Below are 15,453 nucleotides of genomic sequence, written 5' to 3' on the forward strand. Positions count from 1 at the left end.
TAGGCGTGGGCACCGGTCAGCGACCGCACCGGCGGACCGCACCGTCCCGCTCAACGTGACCACCACCCCGCACCACCATCCACCGGTTAGTCGCTCCACCATCTGCACCATGACCGTGACCCACGCGCGCCACGCACCGGTCCGCTTCCTGGTCGCCTTGGGTCGTCACTGGGCAAGGCCCGAGCCGCTCCTGCTGGACCGATGTGGAAGCTGGCTGGTGAAGCCTGCCCTCTGCTCCCAGACCGGGCCGCCCTGCGTGGCGGAAGACCTACGAGGCCGGCGGCCAAACAACACTCTCATTACCCTCCTACTGCGCGCTCTACGAACATGGTGGGACGGTGGGTGCGTTTATGCAGGTCAGAGTGCCGTCCCGGGGTGTATTTCACTGTGCCTATCAGGTGGGTACGGGATGGGCGCGAGACTTCCTGCGGCGTATGGGCGGACACATATCCTTAAAGGACATTCGCACGCGAAAGGACTTCCGATATGGCACCCCGGCACCTGGTGTGTCCCGCGTTCCGTGGAGTCGGATTCCTGGATTCTTGTGCCACTTGACCCTTGAAGGAGGGCCTCGTGGGACGTCGTGGATACCCGCCGGAGTTCCGGCGCAAAGTGCTCGACCTGCTCGACGCCGGCCGGTCCGTGGCCGACGTGGCCAGGGACCTGGAGATCAGCGCCGAGTCGATCTACACCTGGCGGCGCCAGGACCGGATCGATCGCGGTCTGGTCCCGGGACTGACCAGCGCGGAGAAGTCCGAGCTGTCGGCCGCACGCAAGCGGATCGCTGAGCTGGAGGCCGAGCTGGCGATCCATCGTCGGGCCAGTGAGTTGCTGGGGAAGGTGGCGCCCCCAAAAGGCGGTACGAGGCCATCGCGGCGATGGCCGCCCAGGGCCACGCCGTGCAGGTCGCGACCCGTGTCCTGGGTACCTCGGAGTCCGGTTTCTACGCCTGGCGCACCCGGGCGCCCTCGCAGCGTTCGATCCGGCACGTGATCTTGACCGACGCGATCCGCCAGATCCACGCCGCCTCGAACGGCATCTACGGCGCCCGACGCGTCCACGCTGAACTGGCGCTCGGGCGCGACATCCAGGTCTGGCACGGCACGGTCGAGATGCTGATGGCCCGTGACGGGCTGCGAGGCGTGGCAGGACGCCCGAAGTGGCACCGCCCGCATCCGGACCTGATCTCCGCCGACCTGGTCGACCGACAGTTCCGCCGTGACGGACTGGATCAGCTGTGGGTCACCGATATCACTGAGCACCCGACCGGGGAGGGCAAGGTGTACTGCGCGGTCGTGCTCGACGCGTGCTCGCGGCGCGTGGTTGGCTGGTCGATCGACTCCTCACCGACGGCCGCGCTGGTCACCAACGCGCTCGGCATGGCGATCGACTCGCGCCGCCCGCCGGCGGGCACAGTGATCCATTCGGATCACGGCGTCCAGTTCGGCAGCTGGGCGTTCACCCGCCGCGCCCGCGACTCCGGGCTGATCCCGTCGATGGGCTCGATTGGCAACTGCTACGACAACGCCGTCATCGAGAGCTTCTGGTCCCGCATGCAGGTCGAACTGCTGAACCGGCGCCGTTGGCGGACTCGGATCGAGCTCGCGAACGCGATGTTCGAGTACCTCGAGATCTTCCACAACCGCCAGCGCCGACACTCCGCGATCGGCTGGCTGACACCCATAGAGTTCGAGAACAGACAACCGATCACCGTGGCCTAAGAACCAGAAATCCGACTCCGCGGAACCCGGGACAGGCCAAGAGCCTCCACCAGACCCGGGGCGGTTCAAACACATCGCCTGTGATGGTACGTCCGTCAGCGGGCAGGGCAACGAAGGCGCGGGCTTACGTCATTCTTCCCGTGAAGAGCGACGTTGGCCGCAGTTCGGTTGCCAGCAGCCCCGCCCGTCCGATCCGTGAGGCGATCATGTGGTGAGGATGGCCGAGAACAGGCCTATCCCGTCGAACCGCGCTGGACTGTCCGAGACCACGGGCGTGGTGGTCGTGGTCACGTCCGGGTTCACGCCAAGCCGTGGCGCGTCGTCCTTCTCTGCCGGGGTCTATGCCATCGCAAGATGTCCTCCTTGCGCCAGTTTGGGGACGTCGGTCCCCCGCCTGGTCGCCACCGGAGCCGCGCGGGTCGAAGCTTGCACCACAGCAGAGCTTGAGACGCGACTGTACGGCGCCCTTGTCCACAAGAGCGCACCCTGCGAGTGGCGTCCTCCCGCGACAGGCGTGGTCTCCGAGTGTGCGGCCCAGGCTCCCGTCACGCTCAGAGGCTCGGACAGTACGTGGTCAATAACGCACGCGTCAACTGTTCCCCGCGGATCGAAATGGCATTCAGGTCCCCTCGGGACATTGGGGCGAAGTTGGTCGGGTATCGATGAACTCGTTCACGAGGAACAAGGTCCGCGATCGGAATGGGTAAACGACCGTCTGGCATGCCCAGGTACGCGTGAACCGAGCCGGTCAGTGCACCGGTCAGGACGGCTTGGTGGACCCGAGTGCGACCGGCATCTTGGGCCTTGGTGTAGGTGACGTCGAAAGTCTGCGGCAGCCGGCCGAGCAGGAAGCGCGCCGGTCTCCGGTTCGCGCGCCCTCGGCCTGCATCCGCGACAACTAGGTAGTCGAGGTCGTAGACATGAGCCGAGTACGCCCGTTCGCGGCCGGGGAGGAGTGGAGACACCCCGAGGTTGTCGTAGACACCGCCGTCGGTCATCAACAGCTGGCGTCTGGTGACACCGTCGGGGCGACGGAACTCATAGGTTCTCGCCAACGCAGGCAGCAGGACCGGGTACGCAGCTGAAGCTGCAACGGCGTCCGCGACACGTACAGGACCGTCGATAGTTCCGTACGCGGAGCACGAGCTGACGGTGCTTCCGAACCGCACCGCATTGCCTGAAGCGATGTCGGTCGCAGAGATCACGGACCTGAGCCCGGCATGGGTGATCTGGTCCATGGTTCGGGCCCCAAACGGTCGCGCGGCCAGCGCGGCCACCAGGGCATCGGTGCGTGTTGCTTTTCGGGGTGCGCGCGTCAGGGCGGACTTGGCAGCGCTCACGACGCTTCCCGCCATCGCCCGAGGAGCTAACGCTCTTCGAGCGAGTTCGACGTGCAGACCGCGACGCAGAAGGTCCACCACGGATGCATCGAACGACTCGAAGTCGCTGGGCCCATAGGCCCACATGGCTGTCAGCAGACTGCCTCCGCTGATTCCGGAGACAACCGTGACGTGACGCAGCAAGTCCCTGTCGTGCAGTGCGCGCAGACACCCGAGGCCGAACGCTGTGGCCCGGAAGCCGCCTCCGGAAAGTGCCAGCCCGATACGGGGTGCACTCATGCGCCGGCCACCGGCTGGTCGGACCGGTCGTGATACCCGTAGCCGCCCGGGAAGCCGGCGATACCGACCTCAACTGCCGGAGAGCGCGAAGAGCTTGACTGTTCGACGGCGTCGCGGACGACAACGCGTGCGTGCACGTCCGGCAACCCCGAGTCCTCCAGCCATCGAGCCCACGTGGTGTCGTCACCGCCGAGGATGACCATGAGCGCAAGTCGACCCAGCCCGTCGGGCGAGACGATCTGGTCCATGGTGTTGATGTCGGTGATGCTGGGTCGAGCCACGCCGTACGGGTGCGTGTGCCACATACCGACGAAGCCGACCCGGTTGTGCGTCATCCTCCGGTAGCTCGCCACGACGTCCTGCGTGCCTTCTGTCCCGTGGCTCAGGTATAAGGCCGACAGCCAACTGTCCGGCGAGGGTCCGGTCGTGACGTCGACGTACACCGTCCGGGTCGCTTCGTCGAAGCTCCCGAGGAGCATCCCCCCGGTCTCGACGTTCCTGGGACGAACCCGCGCCCCCCGTCGCGCCTCGGCTCGCATCTCCGAGAGTGCGCGCGCGCTGATTCTGACTTCCCAGTCGCCATCGGGTTCTGGCACAACGAGATCGTTCGGCCATGCCAGCGGTCGCGCGACTACGTCACCCACCAGCGATGCCGCATGCGCCGTCATCGGTTCCGAGTATGCGCTCCCGAGCGTGGTCAGCGCTGCCTCGAACATCAGGGATGCCAACGCGGTGACCTGTGTGGCCGACCCTCGGTATGTCGGTGACGAGCATCCTGGCTCAGGGAGAAACGGGTCGTCGGTCCGCGGTGGGTCGGGGAAGAAGTCGTCTCCGACATCTCGCCAGCCCAGAGGCGGTTCCGCGACGACGCGGATCGCGGTGCGACGCACGACGTCGTGCGTGGCACCGGTCGCGCCCGGCAACGCGACAGTTACGATCCCATGCACGGCGGCATGACCGATCATGAGGCCCACGGTCGCCGGCCAACGGTCCCGCAGCGGAGCGCGTGCGGCCTCCAGCGCGAGACGCACGCCGACGTCCGCCGTCGCATCAATGATGAGGTCGGCGGCCAGGAGCGGCGCCGGATCTGACGACAGCAGGCGCACAACGTCCTGTCGCCTGGACTTGACGTCTAGATCCTCGCGGATCTGCCCGAGGCGCTTCGCGAGCATCTCCGCCTTGGAATACCCGATGTCGTCGTCCATGAAAGGCTGGCGGGTAAGGATTCCGGGGGTAACGGCCCCCTTATCGACGACGGTCAGCTCGCGAACCCCGGCTCGTGCGCACTGTTCGGAGACGGGTCCACCAAGCGCGCCTGCACCAAGTAGGACCACCCGCTTGCCGTACAGCCACTCGGCGGCCGATTCGCCATCCCGACGTCGGGTGACCTCCCCTCGCGCTTCGTGCACGACCATCCACCGCACTGAAACGAGGTCGATCCACTTATCAGCCAACGCCACGGCCCGTGCCTCGAGGTCAGTCCCCGGCGTGAGGCCGTCGAGCAGATCCACGATGTCGGCGCCGAGATCGTCCAGACGCCATGCCGCTAGGTGAGCGAGCATGGGACCGCCCGCCTCCAGGCGACGGGCTGGCGCACCGAGGAGCACCAGCACAGCTGCCGCGTCGAGCTCGTCCGACCTGCCCGCGGCGAGCATCCGGTTCATCGTGGCGGCGAACACCAATGCCTGCAAGAACCCGGTGCGGCTCACTCCCCGGTCCTCGAGGGCTGCGACCAGCTCAGCGGCTGAGTCCGGGTACTCCATGTCCAGCGGCGCGCACACCAGCACGGCCGGGGCCACAAACGTTCGACGACCACGATCGTCGGTCGCCCCCGCTTCCTCGATGCGCATGAGCGCCTCCGCAAACGTCAGCCACTCAAGCACGTCGACGCGGTCGCCTCGCCGCACGCACCACGCGAACTCCACGGCGGCCCGACCGCCACCGGACGGAGCCCATGGCACGCGGGCACCGAGATCGGCGCGAACGACGATCCACCCGTGGTCGTAGGAGCTGTACGCGACGGGCGGATGAAGCGGCTGGCCCGCGGGGTCCAGGTCACCCGCTGCGGCGCGATCGAGCCAGAGCATCAACCTTGTGAGCAGGCCTCGCATGCCTTCGGACGGGTTCCACTCGACCGACGGTGCGGCGTACAGACAGAGTTGGCGGCCCCACTGCACGTGGGGGGTGCCTGCCCATCGTCGGTGAGGAACAGTCACCGCGGGCGGGCTGAACGGATAGTCCGCCGGAACGCTCAACTCGAAGCGCTCGCGGGTACGAACCGTGATTCCAGCGTCGCTGCGCGGGATACCCGAGGTGTCGATGGACACCGTGAACACCGATCGCCCCGAGGCGGCGTCTGCCGAAGAAAGCAGCTCGACGGCCCCCGCACTGGCCCGAGCGAGATCCTGCAGTTGTACCGCCGCCAGGCCGCTCAGCATCCGAAGCCGACCGGATTCTCTGGCGCACGCGCGCCTCCCCGGTCCGCCGCGACAGCCGCGGCCACACGCTCTGGCCCGGTGGTCCGCAACGACGACGCGGCCGGAAGAGTCGATGCGACCTTCTTGGCTGCCGCGGTGATCGCCGCGAAGCGACCGCCAGCCGCGGAAGCGCGGAGCTCACGGCCGGCCTCCTGCGCCGACAGTTCGACCAACTCGCCGGAGATAATCCGCGCGCCGGACGCGTCGACGCCGAAAACGACCGGTTCCGGCTCACCGTCGCCGAACCAAGACATGGTGCAGATCAGTTCGTCGCAAATCTCGGCGTAGCGGTCCGCTGCGGCACGGTGCGGCGGGTTGTTGCCGTCGACATCCACGTCGGGAAACTCACTGCTACTGGCCACGATCTTGGCACCCACTCGGGCGTGCTTCTCAAGAGCATCAAGCACGTCCTGCTGGAGTATGAGCTCCCCGTCGACCCTGGTGTGCATCACGTACTTCGAGCAGTGGTGTGGCGCGAGAAGCAGATCCCACTCGAGGCGCTCGGGACGGTCGTGAGCCTCCGAGTAATCGAAGATCTTCATGATCGTGTCGTGCGCCAGGTCACCAAAGAGCAGCACCTTGCCGTCGACGCCCGACCCGTCGATGAGCGTTACCTGCATTGCCAGTGACGTGTCGTTGCGGGGTTCGGCTTCATCGTTCTTGAATGGCGCATGAATGAATGCTTCGAACCGTCCGCTGCAGTCCTCGCCGTCAAGAACGGTCAGCGTCTGCCCAGGCCACGCGAGGTACTCGTCAGGGAGCTCGTTGTACGCGTGCTTGTCGTGGTCGGTGTCGTACCCGATGACGCGGATGCGATCGCCGCTCGAGGGGGTGATACCCAGGCCCAGGTCGCGCGTAACGGCCGCGATACGGCGTTCGCACTCCTCGCGGAACGCGACCGCGTCCGCGCACGGCTCTTCAATCTCCTCGTCGAGGTACTCTCGCCACATCCGCGGCGTGGCCCAGATCTCGCCGATTCGTACACGGGCGAGCAGGTCGGCGAACCCCAGACAGTGGTCCTTGTCGATGTGCGTGAGTGCGAAAACCGCCAGATAGGGCTCCTCGCCGACGGTCGGAAGTGCGGCAACGAGTTCGTCGACAACAGCGGCCTCGGGGTTCGCCTCGGCCTGCGCCTTCCTCATGTCGTGCAGATCGACCTGAACTACAAGCGACTCGTCGACGACGATCGTCGAGCTGTCGCCCGTGCCCACAGGCCAGAACACGACACCACGAACAGGCAAGCCCTCCGACATCTCGATCCCTTCCGTTGTCTCGTGATGACGCTCAATCAGCGGCGCCCGCCGTGACGCACCGTACCGATGAGCACTGACAAGGCTGTGCGCGGTTGGGGAGCCCTCCCGCTACGACCCCTAACTCACGCTCGAGCACAGGTTCAGACAGCGGAGGTCGCGGGGAACGGCGTCCGTGTACACCACAGGGTCTGGTGTCACAGTCCCGAGAAAACTGGCACGCCACAGCTGTGCAGTGACGTCGAGAGGACCGAGATCCTCGAACATCACGGGCGAAGCGCCGACCTTCTCGATCGCCTTGCGCGTCACGGCACGCTCTGACGGCATCGTCGGGATCAAGCTTGAGACGACTACGCGCCGACCCGATGCCCACACCCGAACGTCGGGCTCGGATGGCTCGGCGTACACCGCATGCTGATCTATCAAGAGCGATCCATCGAACAGCAAAGCTTTTCCTATCTGCAGTGCCTATTCTTACCAGCGATCGATCGGTCCGCGGGACTCGCGTACTCGCGGACCTGCAACTCGAGGCAACCACCACAATGATCGATGTCAAAGCACAGACATGGCTGTCACTTCACAGTCGTCGTACCAGCCGGCGTCCACGTCAGAAGTCCCAGTCCTCGTCCTCGGTGTTCACGGCCTTGCCGATGACGTACGACGAGCCGGAGCCCGAGAAGAAGTCGTGGTTCTCGTCGGCGTTGGGCGACAGGGCCGAGAGGATCGCCGGGTTGACGTCGGTCTCGTCGCGCGGGAACAGCGCCTCGTAGCCCAGGTTCATGAGGGCCTTGTTGGCGTTGTAGCGCAGGAACTTCTTGACGTCCTCGGTGAGGCCGACGCCGTCGTAGAGGTCCTGCGTGTACTCGACCTCGTTGTCGTACAGCTCGAAGAGCAGCTCGAACGTGTAGTCCTTGAGCTCGGTGCGCTCGGCATCCGAGAGACGCTCGAGGCCCTTCTGGAACTTGTAGCCGATGTAGTACCCGTGCACGGCCTCGTCGCGGATGATGAGGCGGATGAGGTCGGCCGTGTTCGTCAGCTTCGCGCGGCTCGACCAGTACATGGGCAGGTAGAAGCCCGAGTAGAAGAGGAACGACTCGAGCAGCGTGCTCGCGACCTTCCGCTTCAGGGGCGAGTCGCCCTTGTAGTACTCCATGACGATCTCGGCCTTGCGCTGGAGGTTGGGGTTCTCCTCCGACCAGCGGAACGCCTCGTCGATCTCCTTGGTGGAGCACAGCGTCGAGAAGATCGAGCTGTAGGACTTGGCGTGCACCGACTCCATGAACGCGATGTTCGTGTAGACGGCCTCCTCGTGCGGCGTGATCGCGTCCGGGATGAGCGAGACCGCGCCCACCGTGCCCTGGATCGTGTCGAGCAGCGTCAGGCCGGTGAAGACGCGCATCGTGAGCGTCTTCTCCTGCTCGGTGAGCGTCGCCCACGACTGGATGTCGTTCGAGACCGGGACCTTCTCCGGCAGCCAGAAGTTGCCGACGAGGCGGTCCCAGACCTCCGCGTCCTTGTCGTCCTCGAGCCGGTTCCAGTTGATCGCCGAGACCCGGTCGATCAGCTTCAGCTTCCCGGTGGACATCATGTGAGCACTCGCCATTTCTTCGTCGTGAGGGGCATAACCGCAGGTCAGAGCGTCACAGCATGCAGCTGACGCAACCGTCCACTTCCGTCCCCTCCAGCGCGAGCTGACGCAGACGGATGTAGTAGATGGTCTTGATGCCCTTCTTCCACGCGTAGATCTGCGCGCGGTTCAGGTCACGCGTGGTGGCGGTGTCCTTGAAGAACAGCGTCAGCGACAGGCCCTGGTCCACGTGCTGCGTCGCCTCGGCGTACGTGTCGATGACCTTCTCGTAGCCGATCTCGTACGCATCCTGGTAGTACTCCAGGTTGTCGTTCGTCATGAACGGCGCCGGGTAGTAGACGCGGCCGATCTTGCCTTCCTTGCGGATCTCGATCTTCGACGCGATCGGGTGGATCGAGCTCGTCGAGTGGTTGATGTAGCTGATCGATCCCGTCGGCGGGACGGCCTGCAGGTTCTGGTTGTAGATGCCGTGCTGCTTGACCAGCTCGGCCAGCGCGCGCCAGTCGTCCTGCGTCGGCACGTGCACGCCGGCCGTCGCGAACAGCTCACGGACGCGCTCGGTGCGCGGCTCCCACGTGCGGTCGACGTACTTGTCGAAGTACTCGCCCGTCGCGTACTTCGAGTCCTCGAAGCCGTCGAACGCGCGCCCGCGCTCCTGCGCGAGCAGGTTGGATGCCCGGATCGCGTGGTAGGCGACCGTGTAGAAGTAGATGTTGGTGAAGTCGAGGCCCTCGTCGGAGCCGTAGAAGATCCGCTCGCGCGCCAGGTACCCGTGCAGGTTCATCTGGCCGAGGCCGATCGCGTGGCCGCCCGCGTTGGCGCGCTTGACCGACGGCACCGACTCGATGTCGGTCTGGTCGGACACGGCGGTCAGTGCACGGATCGCGGTCTCGACCGTCTTGCCGAGGTCCGGCGAGTCCATCGACAGCGCGATGTTCATCGAGCCCAGGTTGCACGAGATGTCGCGGCCCACGTGGTCGTACGAGAGGTCCTCGTTGAACGTGGACGGCGTCGAGACCTGCAGGATCTCCGAGCACAGGTTCGAGTGCGTGATCTTGCCCTTGACCGGGTTGGCCCGGTTCACCGTGTCCTCGAACATGATGTAGGGGTAGCCGGACTCGAACTGCAGCTCCGCGAGGGTCTGGAAGAACTCGCGCGCGTTGATCTTCGTCTTGCGGATGGACGCGTTGTCGACCATCTCGTAGTACTTCTCGGTGACGTCGATGTCCGCGAACGGCTTGCCGTACACGCGCTCGACGTCGTACGGCGAGAACAGGTACATCGGCTCGTTCTTCTTCGCCAGCTCGAACGTGATGTCCGGGATGACGACGCCGAGCGACAGCGTCTTGATGCGGATCTTCTCGTCCGCGTTCTCGCGCTTGGTGTCGAGGAAGCGGTAGATGTCCGGGTGGTGCGCGTGCAGGTAGACCGCGCCGGCGCCCTGGCGCGCACCCAGCTGGTTGGCGTAGCTGAACGAGTCCTCGAGCAGCTTCATCACGGGGATGACGCCGGAGCTCTGGTTCTCGATGTGCTTGATGGGGGCGCCGTGCTCGCGGATGTTGCTCAGGAGCAGCGCCACGCCGCCGCCGCGCTTGGAGAGCTGCAGCGCGGAGTTGATGCCGCGCGCGATGGACTCCATGTTGTCCTCGATGCGCAGCAGGAAGCAGGAGACCGGCTCGCCGCGCTGCGCCTTGCCGAGGTTGAGGAACGTCGGCGTGGCCGGCTGGAAGCGGCCCGAGACGATCTCGTCGACCAGGTGGATCGCGAAGTCCTCGTCGCCCTCGGCCAGCGCGAGCGACACCATGCACACGCGGTCCTCGAAGCGCTCGAGGTAGCGCTTCCCGTCGAACGTCTTGAGCGTGTACGACGTGTAGTACTTGAACGCGCCGAGGAACGTCTGGAAGCGGAACTTCTTCGAGTACGCGTACTCGAAGAGCGTCCTGATGAACGCGCGGTCGTACTGCGCGAGCACCTCGGGGTCGTAGTACTTGTTCTCGACGAGGTACTCGAGCTTCTCGTCCAGGTCGTGGAAGAAGACCGTGTTCTGGTTGACGTGCTGCAGGAAGTACTGCCGCGCCGCCTCACGGTCCTTGTCGAACTGGATCTCCCCGTCCGCGCCGTACAGGTTCAGCATGGCGTTGAGGGCGTGGTAGTCGAGCCCCTGCGTCTCTACGCGGGAATCTGTGACTGTCGCTGCCAAAATCGTCCCAATCCCTCACGGACGCGGGTGACGTCCTCGGTGGTCCCCATCAGCTCGAAGCCGTACAGGTAGGGGACGCGGCACTTGGCCGCGATGATGTCCCCCGCGATGCAGTACGCCTCGCCGAAGTTCGTGTTGCCCGCGGCGATGACGCCGCGGATGAGTGCCCTGTTGCCCTCGTCGTTGAGGAACTTGACCACCTGACGCGGCACCGCGCCGCCCTCGTTGCCACCGCCGTACGTGGGGACGACGAGCACGTACGGCTCGTCGACGCGCAGGAACGGGTCGGTGGGACGCAGGGGGATGCGGGTGGCGGGGAGGCCGAGCTTCTCGACGAAGCGGTGCGTGTTGTTCGACGCGGAGGAGAAGTAGACGAGCGAGCTCATCGTCGCCCCCTCAGGTCGGACAGGTGGTGCGGTGGCGGGTCCGGGGACCCGGGTGGAAGCCGACCGGAGCGGCACGATCTGGGAGTCGGTGCCGCTCCGGGGCGTCCGTGGCCGCGATCCGTCGAGATGCTGCTCGACGGTGGTGCGGCGGTGACGCGACGGGCGTCAGGCGACGACGGCCGCCAGGCGCTGCTCGAGCGCCTTGATGCGGTCCGGCCGGTAGCCCGACCAGTGCTCGCCGTCCACGATGACGACAGGCGCCTGCAGGTGGCCGAGCGACATGACGTAGTCGCGCGCGTCGGCGTCCTCGCTGATGTCGACCACCGTGTAGTCGGCACCGAGCTTGTCGAGGGCACGGTACGTCGCGTTGCACTGCACGCACGCCGGCTTGCTGTAGACCGTGATCGTCATCGTGGCTCTCCGTGGAAGCTGGTGGAACTGGGTGGAACTGGTGGCTGAACTCGTCGCTGGCGCCCGTCTGCGACGTCCGTGGACATCCGTGGATATCCGTGGACAGAGCCTCGCGGCCCTCTCCTCGGTCGGTGCCGAGCGCGTGTGGAAGACACTACACCTAGTGTCTGACACCGCAACGAACCACTAGGTGTTGTGTTACATCCGTGTCGTTTTTCACCCTGTGCGTCGCTCTGCACACTACCTGTGGGCACTGACACGAGCCCCTGGCCTGCGGGTTCGGCCGGACCTCGGCACGACGCCGCGGCGTCACCCACACACCGTCCACAACAACACGCGGCGCGTCCCCAGTCCCGTCCACAGGGGTGGCGTGCGGCACCTCGGGACATACGTGACCCACCGGGCACGCACCGACCAGCATCCGACCGCCAACAGGCCCCGAGAGTCGTGTCGGCCGACGAGAGACAGCCACAGGTCGGGTGCCGCACCCGACCCCACCGGTAGGGGATGCTGGGACCCGTGCGCATCACCACCCTCGGCGAGCTGGCCGTCGACGGCCGCCCCGTGCGTGGGGAGCGGCTCGGCACCGTGCTGCGATCGCTCGTCGACGCACGTGGCCGCAGCGTCTCCGTCGCGGCGCTCGTGGACGCGGTGTGGGAGGACGACGAGCCGCACGACGCGACCGGTGCGGTGCAGGCGCTCGTCTCGCGCCTGCGGCGCACGGGCGTGCCGGTCGTCGGCACCCCCACGGGCTACCGCCTCGCCGTCGAGGGAGTGCAGGTCGACGCCGACGAGGTGCGCACGCTCGTCGACACCGCGACCCGCGCGATGCGCACCGCCGACGCGGTGTCGGCGCGCGGCGCGGCCGACGAGGCCCGCTCCCTGCTACCCGCGGTGCCTGACCTCGACGACCCCCTCACCGCGCGCCTGTTCACCGACGTCGCCGCGGTCCGCGCCCAGGCGGCGCTCGCCGGCGCAGGGGACCTCGACGGCACGGACCTCCAGCTCCTCGTGGACCGGACACCGCCCGACGAGCCCGCGGTCGCACTGCTCGTTCGCGTGCTCGCCGCGCAGGGCCGCGACGCCGAGGCGCTCGAGCTCGTCGAACGCGTGCGCACCGAGCTCGCCGACCGCTACGGCGCCGACCCGTCCCCCGTCGTCGCGCAGGCGCACCTCGCCCTGCTCCGCGGTGAGCTCTCGCCCGCACCGTCCGCACCGCCGCGCCCGGCGGCAGCAGCGGCAGCGACGGCCGACCGGCACGTCCCGACGGTCCGGCTGCCCGCCTCGTGGCGGCGGTCCGCGACGGCGCTGGTCGGCCGCGACCAGGACCTCGCGGCGCTCGACGCCGAGCTCGACGCGTCGCCGCTGGTCACGCTCGTCGCACCCGGCGGCTCGGGCAAGACGCGCCTCGCCGCGGAGCTGGCCCGGCTGCGCGCGGGCCGGGGCGCGGGTGTCGTCGTCATCGAGCTCGCGGGCTTGCGCTCGCCCGACGAGGTGCTGCCCGCGGTCCTCGCCGCGGTCGGCGCCTCCGAGTCGACCGCGACGCTCGGCGAGCTGACCGTCGAGCGGCGCGCGCTCGAGCCGCTCGACCGCCTGCGGCTCGGCGCGCAGGAGCTCGAGGGGCTCCTCGTGCTCGACAACTGCGAGCACGTGCTCGACGGCGCCGCGCAGGTGGTCGCGGACCTGCTCGAGGTCGCCCCCGACGACCTCGCGGTGCTCGCGACGAGCCGTGCGCCCCTGGGCCTCGTCGGCGAGACCGTGCACCGCCTCGACACGCTGCCCGACGAGGACGCGCTCGCGCTGCTCGAGGCGCGCACGCGCGCGGGCCGCCCCGACGCGGCCTGGGACCCCGAGCTGGCGCTCGACCTGTGCCACCGCCTCGACAACCTGCCCCTCGCGCTCGAGCTCGCGGCCGCGCGCCTGCGGTCGATGCCGGTGCAGGACGTGCTCGACGGGCTGGGCGCGCGCTTCACGCTGCTCGACGACGCGCTCCGCGGCCTGCCCGAGCGGCACGCGACGCTGTGGGCGATGGTCGACTGGAGCCGCGAGCTGCTGGCCCCGCCCGAGCAGGACCTGCTGCAGCGGCTCGCGGTGGTCGCGGGATCGTTCGCGTCCGACACCGCGGCGGCCGTCGCGGGGGACGTCCCGGCGGCGGCGGTGCGGCGGGGGCTCGCGGTGCTCGTCGAGCAGTCCCTGCTGACGCTCACCGACCACGACGACGGGCCGGCCCGGTACCGCATGCTCGAGACCGTCCGCGAGTACGGCGAGGCGCGGCTCGACGACGACGGCGGCCGCGCCGACGCCATGGCGGGTCTGGTGCGGTGGGCCGCGGCGCGCGCGGTCGCCGTGCGGGACGACTTCGTCGGACCCGGTCAGGTCGCCGCGTTCGACTCGTGCGCGCAGGACCAGGAGGCGATGCTCGCGGCGGCGCGGTGGGCCGACGAGCACGACGACGAGCCCGACGTCGTCGACATCCTGTCCGCGCTGTTCTGGATGTGGACCGTGCGCGGGCTGCACCTCGAGGCGGTGACGTGGTCGGAGCGCCTGCTCGGGATCGACGACCTCGGACGGCGCCGCCGGTCCGCGCTGCTCAACGGCGCACGCTCGGGCGGCCGGCCGTCGAAGGCCGACAGCGCCGCGGTCGTCGCGATGTTCACCGCGGTCAACAGCGGCGTGGTCGAGTCCGGGCGGCTCGCCGCGCTCGGGTCGCGCGCCGCGCGCGTGGTCGTCGAGGAGCGCGCGGGCGAGACCACGCCCCGCATCGGCGCGCTCGTCGCCGCGCTGCCCGCGATGCGCGTCGAGCCCACGGTGAACGAGCAGATCGCGCGCGACCTGCTCGAGCGCGACGACCCGTTCCTGCAGGGCATCGGCATGTTCCTGCGCGCGGCCGTCGGCGAGAACGCGGGCGACCCCGAGCAGTCGATCGTCGAGGCGCACGCCGCGTACGAGCGGTTCGAGGCCGCGGGCGACCACTGGGGCATGGGCATGGTCGCGCAGGGCATCGGGCAGTGGGTCGCGGGCCGCGGGTCCGACGACGCGGAGACGTGGCTCGAGCGCGGTGTGCACCACCTCGAGCTGATCGGCGCGACGCAGGACGCCCGCAGCGTGCGCGTGCTCCTCGACGTCGAGCGCGCGGGCCGCGGCGACGCCGACGCGCGCGCCCGCATCGAGGAGCTCGCGCGCGAGGCGCCCGACCTGCAGGACGGCGCGCAGGCGCGGCTCGGGCTCGCGCTCATCGCGTGGTCCGACGGGCGGCTCGACGACGCCGTGCGGTTCGCCGACGGCGCCGCGGCGCTCGTCGACTCGGCGGGCGTCCACGCGTTCCAGGCGCGCGTCGGCTTCCTCGTCGCGGCCGCCGTGATGCACCTGCGGGTCGCGGGATCGACGACCGGCCTGACCACGAGCACGAGCACCGCGAGCGGCGTTCCCGCCGGACCCGACGCGGCTGCGCTCGTCCGTCGCGCCGAGACCCTGCTGCGCACGGCCCAGGGCGAGGGGATGTCGTCGACCGACCTGCCCGTGCTCGGCTCGTTCCTGCTCGGCTGCGCCGAGCTCGCGGCCGCCCGTCAGCAGGACGATCTCGCGCGCGACCTGTGCGCGCTCGGGTACCGCGTGGGCGCCAACCTCGCGCGCCTGTTCCAGACCGAGCTGGGCGGGCGGCTGGACGAGATCGTCGGCGACGACGCGGCGCGCCTCGAGCTCGCCGCGCCGCTGCGCGAGCTGCGACCGGTCGAGATCGCGGCGCGTGCCCGCGGGCTCGTCGCCCAGGTGCTGCCGGCCTGACCCCTCACGGCGTGCGAC

8 protein-coding genes and 1 pseudogene are annotated in these 15,453 nt (G+C 68.3%); 2 read left to right on the forward strand and 7 right to left on the reverse strand.

Annotated elements, in window-relative coordinates:
- Positions 1-573: 573 nt before the first annotated feature.
- A pseudogene (locus AW16_RS0114035) lies at positions 574-1,721 on the forward strand (IS3 family transposase).
- 551 nt (positions 1,722-2,272) lie between these two features.
- On the opposite strand, the gene AW16_RS18215 reads toward AW16_RS0114035, so the two are convergent.
- The 7 genes from AW16_RS18215 to nrdH all read right to left on the reverse strand — a co-directional run bounded on the left by AW16_RS18215 (position 2,273) and on the right by nrdH (position 11,652).
- The gene (locus AW16_RS18215; protein ID WP_081861692.1) at positions 2,273-3,340 is read right to left on the reverse strand and encodes a patatin-like phospholipase family protein; all 1,068 of its coding nucleotides are present in this window, start codon (positions 3,338-3,340) and stop codon (positions 2,273-2,275) included.
- Entirely contained in the window at positions 3,337-5,778 is a 2,442-nt protein-coding gene (locus AW16_RS0114045; protein ID WP_081861693.1) for a ThiF family adenylyltransferase, read from the reverse strand. Before AW16_RS0114045 ends, AW16_RS18215 begins: the two co-directional genes overlap by 4 nt.
- The gene (locus AW16_RS0114050) at positions 5,772-7,070 is read right to left on the reverse strand and encodes a hypothetical protein (protein ID WP_156044192.1); all 1,299 of its coding nucleotides are present in this window, start codon (positions 7,068-7,070) and stop codon (positions 5,772-5,774) included. Before AW16_RS0114050 ends, AW16_RS0114045 begins: the two co-directional genes overlap by 7 nt.
- Positions 7,071-7,674: 604 nt before the next feature.
- Complete coding sequence (gene nrdF / locus AW16_RS0114060; RefSeq protein ID WP_034649325.1) at positions 7,675-8,655, reverse strand: class 1b ribonucleoside-diphosphate reductase subunit beta; 981 nt, start codon at positions 8,653-8,655, stop codon at positions 7,675-7,677.
- A gap of 52 nt (positions 8,656-8,707) precedes the next feature.
- Complete coding sequence (nrdE, locus tag AW16_RS0114065; RefSeq protein WP_029291412.1) at positions 8,708-10,855, reverse strand: class 1b ribonucleoside-diphosphate reductase subunit alpha; 2,148 nt, start codon at positions 10,853-10,855, stop codon at positions 8,708-8,710.
- The gene (gene nrdI / locus AW16_RS0114070; protein ID WP_029291413.1) at positions 10,825-11,241 is read right to left on the reverse strand and encodes a class Ib ribonucleoside-diphosphate reductase assembly flavoprotein NrdI; all 417 of its coding nucleotides are present in this window, start codon (positions 11,239-11,241) and stop codon (positions 10,825-10,827) included. Before nrdI ends, nrdE begins: the two co-directional genes overlap by 31 nt.
- Before the next feature lie 165 nt (positions 11,242-11,406).
- Complete coding sequence (nrdH, locus tag AW16_RS0114075; protein ID WP_029291414.1) at positions 11,407-11,652, reverse strand: glutaredoxin-like protein NrdH; 246 nt, start codon at positions 11,650-11,652, stop codon at positions 11,407-11,409.
- 519 nt (positions 11,653-12,171) lie between these two features.
- On the opposite strand from nrdH, the gene AW16_RS17275 reads away from it, so the two are divergent.
- Positions 12,172-15,435, forward strand: a complete 3,264-nt coding sequence (locus AW16_RS17275) for an AAA family ATPase (protein WP_034649340.1) — start codon at positions 12,172-12,174, stop codon at positions 15,433-15,435.
- Positions 15,436-15,453 lie beyond the last annotated feature (18 nt).

The organism is Cellulomonas sp. HZM (genome assembly GCF_000708885.1).
GTDB lineage: Bacteria > Actinomycetota > Actinomycetes > Actinomycetales > Cellulomonadaceae > Cellulomonas.